The 14,292-nt window shown below is 67.2% G+C and carries 13 protein-coding genes and 1 pseudogene; 3 read left to right on the forward strand and 11 right to left on the reverse strand.

Annotated elements, in window-relative coordinates:
• Positions 1-26: 26 nt before the first annotated feature.
• The 7 genes and pseudogenes from BLV60_RS27590 to BLV60_RS27620 form a co-directional block, all read right to left on the reverse strand.
• Positions 27-722 (reverse strand): alpha/beta hydrolase, encoded by a 696-nt coding sequence (locus BLV60_RS27590; RefSeq protein ID WP_176928970.1) that lies wholly within the window; start codon positions 720-722, stop codon positions 27-29.
• Positions 723-1,010: 288 nt separating this feature from the next.
• Positions 1,011-1,436: pseudogene (locus BLV60_RS27595) on the reverse strand (DUF4419 domain-containing protein); the annotation flags it as partial.
• Positions 1,437-1,561: 125 nt separating this feature from the next.
• Positions 1,562-1,999, reverse strand: a complete 438-nt coding sequence (locus BLV60_RS27600; RefSeq protein WP_256329609.1) for a hypothetical protein — start codon at positions 1,997-1,999, stop codon at positions 1,562-1,564.
• Positions 1,996-3,336, reverse strand: coding sequence for an adenylosuccinate synthetase (locus tag BLV60_RS27605; RefSeq protein WP_256329610.1), 1,341 nt, complete (start codon positions 3,334-3,336; stop codon positions 1,996-1,998). Before BLV60_RS27605 ends, BLV60_RS27600 begins: the two co-directional genes overlap by 4 nt.
• Positions 3,337-3,343: 7 nt before the next feature.
• A complete protein-coding gene (locus BLV60_RS27610; RefSeq protein ID WP_093058488.1) occupies positions 3,344-4,324 on the reverse strand; it encodes a hypothetical protein in 981 nt (326 codons plus the stop codon).
• A gap of 27 nt (positions 4,325-4,351) precedes the next feature.
• Entirely contained in the window at positions 4,352-5,329 is a 978-nt protein-coding gene (locus tag BLV60_RS27615) for a lipopolysaccharide kinase InaA family protein (protein WP_093058489.1), read from the reverse strand.
• Positions 5,330-5,339: 10 nt separating this feature from the next.
• The gene (locus tag BLV60_RS27620; protein WP_093058490.1) at positions 5,340-6,653 is read right to left on the reverse strand and encodes a hemolysin family protein; all 1,314 of its coding nucleotides are present in this window, start codon (positions 6,651-6,653) and stop codon (positions 5,340-5,342) included.
• A gap of 23 nt (positions 6,654-6,676) precedes the next feature.
• Here BLV60_RS27620 and BLV60_RS27625 point away from each other — a divergent pair, with 23 nt between their 5' ends.
• Positions 6,677-7,519 carry a symmetrical bis(5'-nucleosyl)-tetraphosphatase gene (locus tag BLV60_RS27625; RefSeq protein ID WP_093058491.1) on the forward strand — a complete coding sequence of 281 codons (843 nt, stop codon included), beginning with the start codon at positions 6,677-6,679 and terminating at the stop codon, positions 7,517-7,519.
• 19 nt (positions 7,520-7,538) lie between these two features.
• On the opposite strand, the gene BLV60_RS27630 is transcribed toward BLV60_RS27625, so the two are convergent.
• Positions 7,539-9,095: a M20/M25/M40 family metallo-hydrolase gene (locus BLV60_RS27630; protein ID WP_093058492.1), complete on the reverse strand. Its 1,557-nt coding sequence runs from the start codon at positions 9,093-9,095 to the stop codon at positions 7,539-7,541.
• Positions 9,096-9,216: 121 nt separating this feature from the next.
• On the opposite strand from BLV60_RS27630, the gene BLV60_RS27635 reads away from it, so the two are divergent.
• Positions 9,217-10,134 carry a LysR substrate-binding domain-containing protein gene (locus BLV60_RS27635; RefSeq protein ID WP_093058493.1) on the forward strand — a complete coding sequence of 306 codons (918 nt, stop codon included), beginning with the start codon at positions 9,217-9,219 and terminating at the stop codon, positions 10,132-10,134.
• A 10-nt stretch (positions 10,135-10,144) separates the two neighbouring features.
• On the opposite strand, the gene BLV60_RS27640 is transcribed toward BLV60_RS27635, so the two are convergent.
• The gene (locus BLV60_RS27640; protein ID WP_093058494.1) at positions 10,145-10,858 is read right to left on the reverse strand and encodes a GNAT family N-acetyltransferase; all 714 of its coding nucleotides are present in this window, start codon (positions 10,856-10,858) and stop codon (positions 10,145-10,147) included.
• A 95-nt stretch (positions 10,859-10,953) separates the two neighbouring features.
• Here BLV60_RS27640 and BLV60_RS27645 point away from each other — a divergent pair, with 95 nt between their 5' ends.
• A complete protein-coding gene (locus tag BLV60_RS27645) occupies positions 10,954-12,435 on the forward strand; it encodes a MocR-like pyridoxine biosynthesis transcription factor PdxR (protein WP_093058495.1) in 1,482 nt (493 codons plus the stop codon).
• Here the strand turns inward: BLV60_RS27645 and BLV60_RS27650 are convergent.
• Entirely contained in the window at positions 12,432-13,349 is a 918-nt protein-coding gene (locus BLV60_RS27650; protein ID WP_093058496.1) for a helix-turn-helix transcriptional regulator, read from the reverse strand. The genes BLV60_RS27645 and BLV60_RS27650 overlap by 4 nt on opposite strands.
• A 110-nt stretch (positions 13,350-13,459) precedes the next feature.
• A complete protein-coding gene (locus tag BLV60_RS27655; protein WP_093058497.1) occupies positions 13,460-14,164 on the reverse strand; it encodes a fumarylacetoacetate hydrolase family protein in 705 nt (234 codons plus the stop codon).
• Between the last annotated feature and the right edge of the window lie 128 nt (positions 14,165-14,292).

The raw sequence follows: 14,292 nt of genomic DNA on the forward strand, positions 1-14,292 counted from the left end.
GGAAGAAGGGGGACCGGCTTGCGCTGCTAGTCGATGAACCTTGCCACGATGTCCTCGAATGACGGCAGGTCCATCGGTGTGTGGCCGCCCGGATAGCCCTTCACGCTCAGCTGCAGGCCCTTGTAGTTGCGACTGGCGATCTGGTCGTACATCGCGGTGATCACCGTTCCTCCGACGTTGCCGATGCCATATCCGAGCAGCAAGGTCACGGGGATGTCCCGCCCGCTGCTGCTCGCGTACATCTGGCTTTCGAGCGGATCGATCTGGTCGTGTGCGCCGTTGAAGGGCGCCTCGGAAGAGAAGAAATACTGGAAGGTGAATTGGCTCGCACCTTCCATGAAGAAGGCGCATGCGACAAAGATGCCGCCGTTCGACAAGCCCGAGAGCATGCGCTTGGCCGGGTTGGCACGGTAGTTCGACTCGACGTACGGCACCAGCTGGCCGGTGAGGAAGTCGTGGTACGCCTTGGCACCCGGCATCAGATAGTCGGTGTTGCGGCGCGCGGTGCCGCCGATGCCAACGACGATCGCCTTCTTGCCCGCCGCCTCGAGGATGTCCGTGAAGTTCTTGAAGCGCGTCACGCTGTTGTTGTAGACGGCGTCGCCATCGGTGATGTAGATCGCGGGATAGGACGACGTTGCGCTGTCGTATCCGGCCGGCAGATAGAACTGGATGGGATAGGTCGCGCCCGTGGCATCCGACTTCATCGAGATGCTGACCACCCGGCCGCTCGAGGTGTTCGCGGGCGGCGGTGTGGTGACTACAGGAGCTACGGGCAATACCGCTGCGCCACCCCCTCCGCCTCCGCCTCCGCCTCCTCCGCCGCAGCCTGAAAGCTCCAGCAGCAGGGCACAACCTGCCGTGAACATGAGCCTGCGAAGAATCCCTCTTGTCTCCATGTCGCGTTCCTTGATGATGGTTTTAGTGGAAGCCAGACTGTCAACCGCGGTCGCCGACGGATCTTAGTGGCAGCGTCGATCTGCTCAACGGAACGACCTGTACCTCTGTACCTATTCGGCGATCCACTTCCCCGTGACTTCATCGAGAACAGGCACTGGCTCGGAAAGCGGGCTGGCGGCGGCCGCATCAACCGCCGGTTCATGAACCACCGCCCATCCAAAGCTCGCTGACAGCGCGCCCGTGTCACCATCCTGCGCGACGCCGAACATACCCGCCACAAATCGCAGCTCTTTCTTCGAGCCGTTCAGCAGATCGATGCAGCGCACGGGCGCGCTAGCCAGCGCCTGCGGCACCGCATGGATGCCAGGGCCTTCTGATGGCACGTCGTAACGCAGCCATCCCGTGCGCACATTCGCAGCGTCGAAGTGCGCCTTCCAGTTGCCCAGGTACTTGTTTGGCCCAAGCGCCTTGGTTCTCCAATCGACGATCAGGTAGGGGAACAAGGTAACGATCCAGCCGGTCAGCTCAGAGGGACCCGAACCGCTCTGGTAGCGAAAGAAAGGAAACCGCGAATTTCTTCATGTCTTGATCCCTTGTTTCATCTAGTTTTTTTACCAATGCGCAGATGCGTACGAACCGCTCGGACGCGCATTCGACAAATTCAAAGCCTATCCCACACCTGGCCCAACCCAACCAGATGGAAGATGCCGAACACGAGGCAGATCGCCGAACTCCACACCCAGAAGGCCGTCAACCGCTGCCGGTCGAAGACGAACAGCGCCAATACGACGAGTCCGCGCAGCAGGTACACCGCGGTGATCACGGGCAACACGAACGCCAGCAGCGGCAGTGGTTGCAGCACTCCGGCCCCCGAGAGTGCATACGCCGCCCACACCCCCAGCACGCACGCGATCAGCAACGTGACGATGGGTGGAGACAGGTGCCCGGCAGCGGCGCCTGCGGCCATGCGCTCCCCTGCACCAAAGAAGCGATACCACGCGGGCCCGCCGAAGATCACGCAGATATGCAGCAGTGCGGCGATGGCGCTGAGTGCGGCGCCGACGATCAAGGGAATGTTGTAGAGCACGATGTCTTTCAAAGACGATTGACGGGCTGCAATGCGCTCACTGTGCCCCGCGTCGGACCGAAGGCACCGTAGCGCACGGCAAGGCCGCTCAGGGTCTCGACGCGTTCGACCCATTCCTGCGGCGTGGCGATGGCGCCGGGCTCGTACAGTGGCTGCACGCCTTGCAGCTGTTGCGTCAGGGTGTGCTGGTGATCGAGGTTTGGCGTCTCGCTGCAAGGCAGCGAGGCGAGCCTCGAACCATCTGCGCTGCGATAGCCCGAGCACCAGCGCAGGTTCGATCCTTCGATGCCGTCGAGATGGCTCGCCACCAACCCATCGAGCTTGCCGACCGCATCGAGTGCATACCGCAGCAGCACCGCGTCCGGGTGCCCTCGCCGAAACGCCCCTTGCCAGCCGTCATCGGCGTTGTGCGGCTCGGCCAGCCGCGCGTCGAGTTCGTGGTCATGCGTGGGAAGCGGGCCTGAGCCGTGGCGCGTGAGGTAGCTGCGCAGCACGCCGAGGTGCTGCACGGGCGCGCCGATGCCCACGTCGCGCAGCACGGCGTCGACCGCTGCGGTCGAGATGGTGCTCCACGTGGTGTGCGGATGAAACCCGCGCCACTCGTCGAGCAGCACGCCCTGCGCGCCTTCGAAGATCACGGTGCCGGGCTGCGCGAGGCGTTCAGCGATGCGGTCGGCGCTCGCAGGCGGCGACTGCTTCAGGCACGGCGCCACGGCATCGAGCCAGCGCCGTGCGAGCGTGTCGTCTCGAAGCATGGCGAGTTCCTGTGCAGCATCGGCATGCGAGGGAACTGAGTTGGTTGCGAACTCGCGCAGCAACGTGGCGCGCGAGGCTTCCAGTTTTTCAAGCGCGCGTGCGGGCTGCAGCAAGTCGCCGTAGTGCAAGGCTTCGTCGGGTGAAGCAAGCGCGTGTCGCACGGTCTCGCCAACACCCACGCCACAACTGCCATGCGCGCCCTCCCCTCGCACCCATTCGCGCAACCGCCCCGCAGCCTGGTGGAAAGGCGTGGTTACGCGGCAGCGTGCGTCGATCAGCAAACGCGAGAAGGCGTCTTCCACACCCACGCGGCGCAATGCCGCTTCCTCTACGCGCAGTGCTGTCGGGTGCACCACCACCGGGCTCGCGAGCACAGTGCCCACGCCCGCATGAAAACTGCCGGCGCCGAATTGCGAGAAGGTGTGATGCCGACCGTCGGCCAGCACCACGTTGTGCCCGGCCTGCGCGCCGCCGTTGAAGCGCACGACGGCGTGGGCTTGCAGCGTGCCGCAAAGGTGATCGGTAAAGAGCCCCTTGCCGCAGTCTCCAAATCCAAGGCCCAGCAGCGAGACGTAGCGCGTGGCGGCAGTCACACGGCCATCAGCCGAAAAGCCGCTTCCACCACGACGAACGCGGGCTCGCCGCCGCGGTGGCCACAGCCGGCGGTGCGCGGCGCGATGCGCTTGGGTCGAGCAGCGCGGCATAGCCGTCGAGCGCATGCAGAACGCCCCCGACGCGCTCCTTGGCCATGCCGGTGCCGCTCATCACGCCGGCCAGCGCTTCGAGGCTGGGCACTGCCTTCTCGGTGAGGGCGACGATGCCGGCCGCCACGGCGCAGGCGTCGTCGGGCGAATCCATGCAGATGACGTGATCGCCCAGCAGTTCGCGCCAGCGCGGTTCGCAACGGCGGCGGCGCTGGGCATCGGGAATCAGGAAGAACAGGTTGGTGGTCTCGGCCGCGGCGGCGATGACTTCCTCGATGGGAATGTCCTCGTCGAGCTTCTCGCCGACGAGGCCTTCGACCTGGTGGCGCGAGACTGCCGGGTACGGCAGCTCGTCGCCGGTAACGAACAGATAGCCGCGCTTCTTGCGCTTGACCCAGCAGTCCATGTCGGTGTGCTGCGCCATGACGTAGAAGGCCAGCTCGTAGCTCTCTTCCCCGGTACCGCCACCGCCGCCTTCGAGATAGCTCCAGGTGAGCCACTGGTCCATGAGGTTTGCGGTCGACTCGAACTGGCCGACCTGCAGCGGCGCGTGGTCGGAGGTGGCGTCGCCGATGGCCATGAACATGAGCTGTGGGTCTGCCACGCCGCAGTCGGTCAACAGCTTCATGAAGGTGGGCAGCTCGCGGCGCGCCAGGGTCTGCGGGATGTCGCCCATGGAGCCGGTGACGTCGAGCGCGAAGACGATGCCCAGGGAGTTGGGGTGGTCGGCGTTGTCGCGCGACTCACGCACCTTCAGGCCCTTCGGGTTCATCAGCGGGTGGGTGGAGCGCTGCGTGAAAACCTCGGCGCCAGGCTTGGCGGCGCGATCGGCAATGAGCGCCGTGTGGGCGGCGTGCGAGTAGTTTCCGTATCCCATGAGCTTTTCTTCCTTGATGACTGCGGTTCAGGCGCCGGCGCGCGGCGCGGGGTCGAAGTGAACGAACTTCGATGCGCCGAAGGCTTCGCGCGATGCGGCGGAGAGTTCTTGCTCGATGCCCTGCGCGCCGAGGCGCCGGCAGGTGGCGGCGTCTTCACTGCACTGGCGCAGCAAGGCGACGAGCGGTGCGGGGGTGTGAGAGCCGAAGCCGGGCTCACCGGCCGCGCCGCCATGCAACACGGCGCGCACGGTCCAGGCGGCTTGCATGAGGTCGCGAGCAACAGCGGAGCCTTGGGCCGCGCCGGTCGCATGCTGAGCGCGCGACCAGCCGATGAGCAGCACGCCATGGTCACGCGGATGCACGAGCGCGTGCGCAGGCGACAGGTCACGATGCGTCCAGCCAGCGCCGTGCACGAAAGCCAGCACTTCGAGCATGCGGCGCCAGATCCACACGGCATGGCGCGGGTCGATGCCTTGCGGGTTGGCCTGCTGCACGTCTTGCAGGCTGCCCCAGAAGCCGGGCGGATGGCGCAGCACCAGCGCCTGGCGAGCGCCGTCGCCCAGCCCCTCGGCCACGCCCACACCCAAGGGCTGCGGCAGGCGGCGGGTGAAGTAGGCAGCACCGGGCACCGACAAGTCTTGCAGGGCCTGCAGCACCGCGCCTTCGCGCACAAGCACGTCGTTGGCCGCGCTGTCTCGCGCGAGCTTGAAGGTGACGCGCTCGGGCAATGCGCCGAGGCGTTCGGCCAGCAGCACTTCGCTGTGCTCGCCGGTAGCCAGCGGCGCCAGCACGCGGTAGCGCGCACCGCGCCACGCGAGGATGCGTCCGCCGGCAACGTCGGCATTGGCCCGGCGCAGCGCGGCGCGGAAGCTCTCGCGCTCGACGGTTTCCTCGCTGCGCACGACAGTGGCACCGCAGTAACTGCAGTTCACCGTGCGCCAACGGGCGGCGCGCGGCAGCGGCGCGGAACATTGCGGGCAGCTGAGAGCAAGCAGCGACAGCATGGCCCGCGCCTCAGTCTTCCTTGGGGGGCGCCGCCGGGTCGGGCGATGCCAGCACGCGATCGATGCGGCGGCCTTCCAGCGCGACGATCTCGAAGCACCAGCCGGCGCAATCGATGTGCTCGCCCACCTCGGGCAAGTGGCCGGACACAGCCATCAGCAAGCCTGCCACGGTGTTGTATCGGTTGCGCTCTTCGTCGGGCAGCTCGCGGATGCCCAGGCGCGCGCGCAGCTCCGACACGGGCATGAGGCCATCGAGCTCCCACACGCCGTCGGGCCGCTCGCGCGCCCAGGCGTCGGTCTGCATGCCGGGCTGCAGCTCGCCGGTAATGGCTTCGAGCAGGTCGCGCGGAGTCATGAGGCCCTGCACCACGCCGTATTCGTCGACCACGAACACGAGGCGGCCGGCGCGGGCGCGAAACTGTTCCAGCAGCTCCATGCCGGTGAGGGTCTCGGGCACGAACACGGCGGGCGTGGCCTCCTGGCCGAGCACGCCGGGGTGTGCGGCGCCCAGGCGCAGCAGGTGCGCCACGCTGATCACGCCGACCACGTCGTCGAGCGAGTTGCGGCACACGGGGTACCAGGAATGCACGAGATTGAGCGCGCCCGCCTCGGCCACCTTCTGCAGCGCCTGCTGCACGCTGAAGGAGGCGTCGAGCCATTCGATGTCGGCGCGCGGGATCATCAGCGACGACAGGCGCCTGTCGTCGAGGTGAAACACATTGCGCACCATCTGGTGCTCATGCTGCTCGATGACGCCGGCGTCCACGCCTTCTTCGAGGCTGGCCGAAATCTCTTCTTCGGTGACGGAGCGGGCCGCATTGGCATCGATGCGCAGCACCTTCAGCATGGTGGCAGTGGCGCCCGCCAGCATCCAAACGAAGGGCTTGGCGGCCTTGGCCAGTCCGCGCATGGGGCGCGACACCCAGCGCGCCACAGGCTCGGGGTAGAGCTGGCCGATGCGCTTGGGCACCAGCTCGCCGAAGATGATGGTGAAGAAGGTGATGCAGGTAACCACCACCGCGGTAGACGCGATGCTGGCGGTGCCGCGGCCCATGCCGACGCTTTCCATCCAGACCGAGAGCGGCTCGGCAAAGGCGGCCTCGCCGACGATACCGCTGAGCATGCCGATGGAGGTGATGCCGATCTGCACCGTCGAGAGGAACTGCGTGGGCGACTCCATCAGCTTCAGCGCGGCCACCGCGCCGGTGTCTCCCGTTTCAGCCAATGCCGCGAGACGTGCGCGCCGGCTGGTGGAAAGGGCCATTTCGGACATTGCGAACAACGCGTTGAGCGTGGTCAACAAGGCCAGGAGGAAGACATCCATGAACTGAGGGAGAGAATGAGGGAATGTCACTTTACTTGATTGGCGACCTGCAGGGCTGCGACGCCCCCCTCGGGCGGCTGCTGCAAAAGATCGATTTCTCCCCCAGCCGCGACACCATCGTGCTGCTGGGCGACCTGGTGAACCGGGGCCCCGATTCGCTCGCGGTGTTGCGCCGCGTGCAGGGCTACGGCGCCTCGGCATTGAGCTTGCTGGGCAACCACGACCTGCACTTGCTGGGCGTGGCGCACGGCGCGCGCAAGGCCGGCCGCAAAGACACCCTGGCCGAGCTGCTGGCCGCGCCCGACATCGAGGCGCTGCTCGAATGGGTACGCCAGCAGCACATGGCGCTGCACATGCGCATCGGCAGCGGCGATCTGCTGATGGTGCACGCCGGCGTGCTGCCGCAGTGGACGGTGGGCGACACGCTGGTGCTGGCGTCAGAGGTCGAATCGGTGCTGCGTGGGCCTGCGCTCGGCGAGTTCCTGATGTCGATGTACGGCAACGAGCCGGCGCAGTGGAGCTACACGCTCACGGGCAGCGCCCGGCTGCGCGCCATCGTCAATGCACTGACGCGACTGCGTTTCTGCACGACCGACGGCGTGATGGAGTTCGAAGCCAAGGACAGCGCGGCCACCGCGCCCGAAGGCTTCATGCCCTGGTTCGACGTGCCCGGGCGCAAGACGGCCAACGCCACCGTCGCCTTCGGCCACTGGTCGACGCTGGGCTGGCTCTCGCGGCCCGACCTGCTCTCGACCGACACGGGCTGTGTGTGGGGCGGCTGCCTGAGTGCGGTGCGCATCGGCGCGACGCTGGACGAGCGGGAGCTGATCCAGGTCGAGTGCGAGCAGGCGCAGAAGCCGGGCTGAAGCTCGGCTGAAGGACCTCTCAGAACGCCTGCGTCATCAGCCCGTACACGGTGCGCACGCCACTCACGTAGTTGCCCATGCGCAGGTTCTCGTTGGCTGCATGCTGGTTGTTGTCGGCGTTCACCAGCGGAATGATCGCGAAGGGCACCGGCAGCACGCGCACGATCTCGGCGGTGGGAACCGTGCCGCCCATCATCCGGATGCGCACCGGCTCGGGCTTGGCGCCGAAGGTGTCGCTCAGCGCCCTGTAGGCCCACTGCCCCACGGGCGAGTCGATCTGCGAGCCCGCTGCTTCGCCGCCCTCGCTCTGGTAGGAGAAGCTCGCGAGCTTGTCGTAGCGGCTGCGCTCCTCGTCGGTCGGTTCGCCCTTGACCAGGTGGTAGCCCTGGCGCTCGATGTGTTTCTGGATGAGCTGGCCGAGGTAGGCCGGATCGGAGTCGGGCGTGGTGCGAAGGTCCATCTCGGCCACGGCCTTGTCGGGCACGATATTGGCCACCTTGTCGCCCACCGCTGCCGCGGCCATGCCGCGCACGTTCAGCGAGGGGTACTGCATCGCCTCCTGGTAGTTGGCGCCGACCTTGTCGGCCTGGGCAATACCCAGGCGACGCTTGAGTGCGGCCTCGTCGTCGGGCACGGCGGCCATGATCTTGCGGTCGGCCTCGCCGATCTTCACGTGGTCGTAGTAGCCGGCCACCGTCACGCGGCCCTGATCGTTCTTCATCGAGGCCAGCAGGCTGGCCAGCCGCTGCGCCGGATTGGGCGCGTAGTTGCCATAGTGCCCGCTGTGCAGCGGCACCTTGGCACCGTACACCGTGAGCTGGGCTCTGGCCGCGCCGCGGTTGCCGAACACCAGCGTGGGCCGGTTGGTGGCGTGCATGGGGCCGTCGTGGATCACGATCGCGTCGCAGCGCAGCAGGTCGCGGTGCGCCTGCATCACCTTGCTGATCGACGGCGAGCCTTTTTCCTCCTCGCTGTCGAGGATCACCTTGACGTTGACCGCCGGCTGCCCGCCGCCGGCCTTCAGGACGTCGATGGCCGCGAGCATCATCATGATCGGCCCCTTGTCGTCGGCCGACGCGCGGCCGAACACGCGCCACTCGGGGTCGAGCGGTCCGCTGAAGAGCGGCGCCGAATCGATCTCTTCCCATCCGCCGTTGGCCGCCTTGCGCTTGAGCACGGGCGTCCACGGGCTCTTTTGCGCCCATTGCGCGGGAATGACGGGCTGGCCATCGAGGTGCATGTAGAACAGCACCGTCTTGCGCGCGGGGTCGCTGCCCGGGTACTCGGCATAGAGCATCGGCTTGCCGTCGTTGGGCAACTGCCGCGTGGTGAAGCCGCGCTTGCGGAAGGCCTGCTCCAGCCATTCGACGTTCTTGCGGATGTCCTCCGGCGAGATCGCATCGTTGGGCAAGGACAGAAGCTCGAAGTACTCGCGATAGGTGGCCTGCGCATGGCGCTCGGCATCGGCCGGGGAAAGTTCTGCGGCTGCGGCCATGGAGGTCATGCAGGCGCCTGCGAGCAAGGCCAGTGGGAGCAGCGCGAGCGGGCTGCGCGAGGTTCTGCGCTGTAAGGGCATGGCGGGATCCGCTTTGTGACAGTTGCGAGGCAGTCTAGGCAAACGCGTGCTTTTGAACAATTGCCGATTTTTCGGGATATCTTTGCTTTTTTTGCAACGCAGCCAACCCGCGTCCGCCGCCATGTCCTCCCATCGCCTGCAGGAAACCTCGCTTCGCTACTTTCTCGAGGTGGTCCGCGGCGGCTCGCTGACCGAAGCGGCCACGCGCCTCAACGTCAGTGCATCGGCCATCAGCCGGCAGGTGGCCATGCTCGAGGAGTTGCTGGGCGTGCCGCTGTTCGAGCGCCGCCCGCGCGGCATGGCGCCCAGCGCAGCCGGGGAGCTGCTGGCGGCGCACGCGCGACGCGGTGCGCTGGAAGCCGAGCGCGTTGTGTCCGACATCCAGGGACTGCAAGGCCTGCAGCGCGGGCATGTACGCATCGCCTGCTCGTCGGGCTTCGCGAACGAGTTCCTGCCGCAGGCCATCGTCGCGTTCCGCGCGCTGCACCCCGGCATCCAGTTCGAGCTGGAGGCCTGCGACCCCGCCGACGTGACCGAAGCCGTGCTGCTCGGCGATGCCGACATCGGCCTCACCTACAGCCGCGCCGCGGTGCAGGGCGTTCGGGTGTCGCATCGCCAGGCGGCCTCGGTGTTCGCGCTGATGCGGCCCGACCATCCGTTGGCGAAGCAGCGCAGCGTGACGCTGGCGCAGATGCTGCCGTTTCCCATCGGGCTGTCGGGGCCGGACACCACCGTGCGCCAGCTGTTCGACGTGGCCTGCAGCAACCGCGCAGTGGTGTTCGAGCCCGCGCTGGTGAGCAACCGTTTCGAGGCGCTCGCCAGCTTCGTGCTGCACGGCGGCGGCCTTGCGATTGCCGGCGAGATCACGGTGCGCGAACGCGTGCGGCGCGGCGAGTTGCATGCCGCGGAGATTCGCGAGCGCGGCATGCGGGCGCGCTCGGTCGAGCTGCAGACCTTGGCCGGGCGCACGCTGCCCGAGGTGGTGCGTGCCTTTCTCGACTTCCTGTGCAAGGCGCTGCCTGCGCCCGGTACGCAGTGACGATGCAGGCTCAGGAAGGCAGGCGGAACTTGTCGAGCGACATGCGCTGCTTGCGCTGCGCGTCGAAGTTCTCGGGCGAGAGCCAGCGCTCGAAGGCGGTGCGCAACGCCGGCCATTCGCTGTCGATGATCGAGAACCACGCCGTGTCGCGGCCGCGTCCCTTGTAGATCACGGCCTGGCGAAAGAGCCCTTCGTACTGGAAGCCCAGCCGCAGGGCCGCGCGCTTCGAGGGCTCGTTGAAGTTGTCGCACTTCCATTCGTGGCGGCGGTAGCCGAGTTCGTCGAAGACGAGCTTCATCAGCAGGTATTGCGCCTCGGTGGACATCGGCGTGTGCTTGAGCAGCGGCGAGAAATTGACGGTGCCGACCTCGATGACTCCATTGGCGGGGTCGATGCGCATCAACGCCAACGAGCCAATGGCGCGGCCGCTTTGCCTGTCGATGACGGCGAAGTGCATCGGATCGGTGCTCTTCGCAATGCGCTCGGCGTAGGCCCGGGTGCTGTCGATGTCAGCGGGCCGCTCGATGCCCAGGTAGGTCCAGTCGCGGCCGTCCGGGGCCTGCGCGTAGGCGGCGTACAGGTCGTCGGTGTGCTTTGCTGCATCGAGCGGCTCGAGGGTGCAGAAACGGCCCTCGAGGGAGCGGCGCGGCGGCAGGGAACGCGGGGTCCATTCGGGCAGGTCTGGGCCGATGGACTGGCCGAATTCGTTGTGGCGGACTGGCATGCGGGTGTCTTTCTGAAAAGCTGGAGCGGCAAGGTCGGAGGACGTAAAGTACCCGCATCGTGGCTCCAATGAAAGTGCCACGAATGCCTTATTCCATGGTGCCACGCCCACTCCCTTCCCCCACCGCCCTGCTCGAATCTCCTCTCGAGAAGGAGCGCGACGCTGGTTCGATGCAGCGCCAGCTGCACGATCGGCTCAAGCGCGCCATCCTCGACGGCAGCCTTGCGCCGGGCAGCCGCCTGCCGGGTTCGCGTGCACTCGCCGAGGCGCTCGCCATCTCGCGCAACACCGTCACCGCAACCTACGAGCATCTGGCGGCCGAGGGCTATGTGCGGCCCGACCGGCAGGGAACCCGCGTGACCGAACTCTCGTCGCCCGCCCTTCTGCCGAAGCGCGCAGGCAAGCCAGCCGGCACGCCCACCACCGCGCTGCGCCTCTCGAACATCAAGCCCAGCGTGTCGCGCGCCGAGACAGACATGGCACTGCGCCCCGGCGTGCCCGCGCTATCGCACTTTCCGTCGGCCGCATGGCGGCGCGCGCTCGACCGGGCGATTCGCGACGCCGGCTCTGCCGCGCTGGGCTATGGCGACCCGCTGGGCGAGCCGCCACTGCGCGCGGCCATCGCGCGTCACCTGTCGGTGGCACGCGGCGTACGCTGCGAGCCGCACCAGGTCGTCATTGCCGAAGGCGCACAGGAAGCCATCTCGCTGTGCGTGCGGCTGCTGTCCAACCCCGGCGACATCGGCTGGGTCGAAGACCCGGGCTACCGCGGCGTGAAGGCTGCCATGCATGCGGGCGACATGCGCATCGTGCCCGTGCGGGTCGATGCCGAAGGCCTGTGCGTGAACGAGCGCGACTGGCAGAAGCATCCGCCCCGGCTGATCTACACCACGCCCTCGCACCAGTACCCGGTGGGCTCCGTGCTGAGCATCGCGCGCCGCCTCGACCTGATCGCGCAGGCCCGCCTGCATGGCGCGTGGATCATCGAGGACGACTACGACAGCGAATTTCGCCACACGGGCGAGCCCATCGGTGCGATGCAGGGGCTGGTGGACGACGCGCCCGTGCTCTACGTCGGCACCTTCAGCAAGACGATGTTTCCCTCGCTGCGGCTGGGCTTTCTTGTGCTGCCTGCCCAGTTGATGTCCGCCGTGCAGGCGCCGTTGGAAGAAATGTTGCGCGGCGGGCACCGCCACGAGCAGCTGGCCATGGCCGACTTCATCGAGAGCGGCCAATTCAGCCGGCACCTGGGCCGCATGCGCCGGCTGTACCGCGACCGACAGCAGGCGCTGCGGCTCGCGCTGAACAAGCATTTCAAGGTGCCGCATGAAATCGAAGGCGGCTACTGCGGCCTGCACCTCACGGTGCGGTTGCCCGAGCGCTGCGACGACCGCCGCATCGCAACCGAGGCGCTGCGCCATCGCATTGCGCCCACGCCGCTGTCGGGCTTTGCGCTGCAGCCCATGCCCTTGGACAACGGGCTGGTACTGGGCTACGGCAACACGCCAGCTGAACTCTTCGAACCGCTGGTGAAGCGGTTGTCGCAATTGGCGCGCGCGGCCGAACGCAGCGCCTAGCCGCGCGTATTCACCACATGCTCCCGCCGAAAGTTGCGCGGCGTACTTCCCACCCACTGCCGAAAGCGCCGGTTGAAATACGCCTCGTCGGTAAAACCGCACTGGTGCGCAATCTCCCGCACCAGCAGCGAGGTGGACGACAACAGCTCCTTCGCCCGCTCGATGCGCCGCTCGGTCACGAGGTCCGTGAAGGTGCGGTCGGTTTCCTTGCGCAGCAGGTTGGCGAGGTAGTTGGGCGAGAGGAACGCAGCGGCCGCTGCATCGGTCAGCGACAGCGGCTTGTCGAGGTTGTCGCGCACGTAGCGCACCACGCGCTGCAACGCATCGCGCTGCGATGTCTTGCCGTTGTGCTGCAGCGAAAGGCGCATCAGCGCCTGCTCCTGCCGCATGCAGGCCAGCCCGATGATCTGCTGCACGATGCCACGCATCGCGATCTTGGCGCCGAAGTTGCGGCCCGCGTTCAGTGCGTGCAGCTCGTCGAGCCAGCCGCGGATGCGGGCGAAGTCGGTCTCGTCGAAGGCGAAGTCGACGTACTCCTGGAACAGGAAGGGCGCGAGGTCGGGGTAGCGCGCGAGCGACACGTCGTCGAGGTCGAGCGCGTCGACCTCGAGTTCGGGCCACAAAAAGCGCTGGTCGAAGTTGACGATGCAGTACAGCGCCTCGGGCGGATGCGGAATCACGTGCACCCGGTACGGCAGCACGAAGCTCAGGTGGCGCGGCCCGAAGGGGCGCACCTCGCCGCCGATGGCCTGCTGCGAGCTGCCCTCGATGCCGATCTGGATCTGGAAGTACGCATGCCGGTGCGGCAGCGTGAGTTCATTGCGAGCCCCCTGAAAGCGGATGTCGAAGTCGAGGTGGTCGGCACGCTCGTGCATGCCGTAGGTGCGGACGGACGTGGAGGGAGAGGGGCGCATCGGAACAGGCGTGGCGGCAGGCGTCTGCCCGCGAGGGTACGCCAACTTGCGGCGTGCGAGGCGGCCAGGCCCGGCAGGTCCGATGCCCGATGCGCGGACCGTCCTCAGGCTCAGACGACCACGACTTCCAGCGCACCCACGCCCGCCACCGTGCCGCGCATGCGGTCGCCGCGCTGCACGGCCGCCACGCCGGCCGGTGTGCCCGTGAAGATCAGGTCGCCAGGCTGCAGCGTGAACAGGGTCGACAGGTAGGCGATGGTGTCGGGCACATTCCAGATCATGTCGGAGAGGTCGCCGACCTGGCGTTGCGCGCCATTCACTTCGAGGCGGATCTCGCCGGCCGCCGGATGGCCGGCCTTGGTCACGGGCACCAGCTCGCCGCAGGGCGCCGAGCCGTCGAAGGCCTTGCCGGTGTCCCAGGGGCGGCCCATCTTCTTGGCCTCGCCCTGCAGGTCGCGGCGGGTCATGTCGAGGCCGACGGCATAGCCGTACACGTGGCTGAGCGCATCGGCGGCGGCGATGTTCGATCCGCCGGTCTTGAGCGCGACCACCAGTTCGATCTCGTGGTGCACATCGTTCGAGAGCGTCGGGTACGCGAACTCGCCGCCGTCGGCCACGATGGCGCTGGCCGGCTTCATGAAGAAGAACGGCGGCTCGCGATCGGGGTTGTGGCCCATCTCGCGGGCGTGTTCTGAATAGTTGCGGCCCACGCAGAAGATGCGGTTGACCGGGAAGCGTGCGCGTTCGCCCTGGATGGGCAGCGAGTGAACGGGCGCGGGTGCGATGGCGTAGAGGGTGTCGGTGGCAGAAATCATGTAACAACTCTAGCCAGCGGTGCCCCGCTTCCGGGGGACGCATCTACGCGAGTCTTGGACTTGGCTACGTTTTCGTTTTGACGTCTCTTTTCGAGGCGCGTGCACAGGAGCGCCGTCGCTACGCCGGG

It is taken from the genome of Variovorax sp. YR634 (assembly GCF_900106655.1).
Lineage (GTDB): Bacteria > Pseudomonadota > Gammaproteobacteria > Burkholderiales > Burkholderiaceae_C > Variovorax.

What these genes read in the sequence shown, in the direction of transcription:
- BLV60_RS27610 (WP_093058488.1), bottom strand. Translation starts at nt 4,324, where the DNA reads ATGGGATACGGAAACTACTCGCACGCCGCCCACACGGCGCTCATTGCC.
- BLV60_RS27615 (WP_093058489.1), bottom strand. Translation starts at nt 5,329, where the DNA reads ATGCTGTCGCTGCTTGCTCTCAGCTGCCCGCAATGTTCCGCGCCGCTG.
- BLV60_RS27620 (WP_093058490.1), bottom strand. Translation starts at nt 6,653, where the DNA reads ATGGATGTCTTCCTCCTGGCCTTGTTGACCACGCTCAACGCGTTGTTC.
- BLV60_RS27625 (WP_093058491.1), top strand. Translation starts at nt 6,677, where the DNA reads ATGTCACTTTACTTGATTGGCGACCTGCAGGGCTGCGACGCCCCCCTC.
- BLV60_RS27630 (WP_093058492.1), bottom strand. Translation starts at nt 9,095, where the DNA reads ATGCCCTTACAGCGCAGAACCTCGCGCAGCCCGCTCGCGCTGCTCCCA.
- BLV60_RS27635 (WP_093058493.1), top strand. Translation starts at nt 9,217, where the DNA reads ATGTCCTCCCATCGCCTGCAGGAAACCTCGCTTCGCTACTTTCTCGAG.
- BLV60_RS27640 (WP_093058494.1), bottom strand. Translation starts at nt 10,858, where the DNA reads ATGCCAGTCCGCCACAACGAATTCGGCCAGTCCATCGGCCCAGACCTG.
- BLV60_RS27645 (WP_093058495.1), top strand. Translation starts at nt 10,954, where the DNA reads ATGGTGCCACGCCCACTCCCTTCCCCCACCGCCCTGCTCGAATCTCCT.
- BLV60_RS27650 (WP_093058496.1), bottom strand. Translation starts at nt 13,349, where the DNA reads ATGCGCCCCTCTCCCTCCACGTCCGTCCGCACCTACGGCATGCACGAG.
- BLV60_RS27655 (WP_093058497.1), bottom strand. Translation starts at nt 14,164, where the DNA reads ATGATTTCTGCCACCGACACCCTCTACGCCATCGCACCCGCGCCCGTT.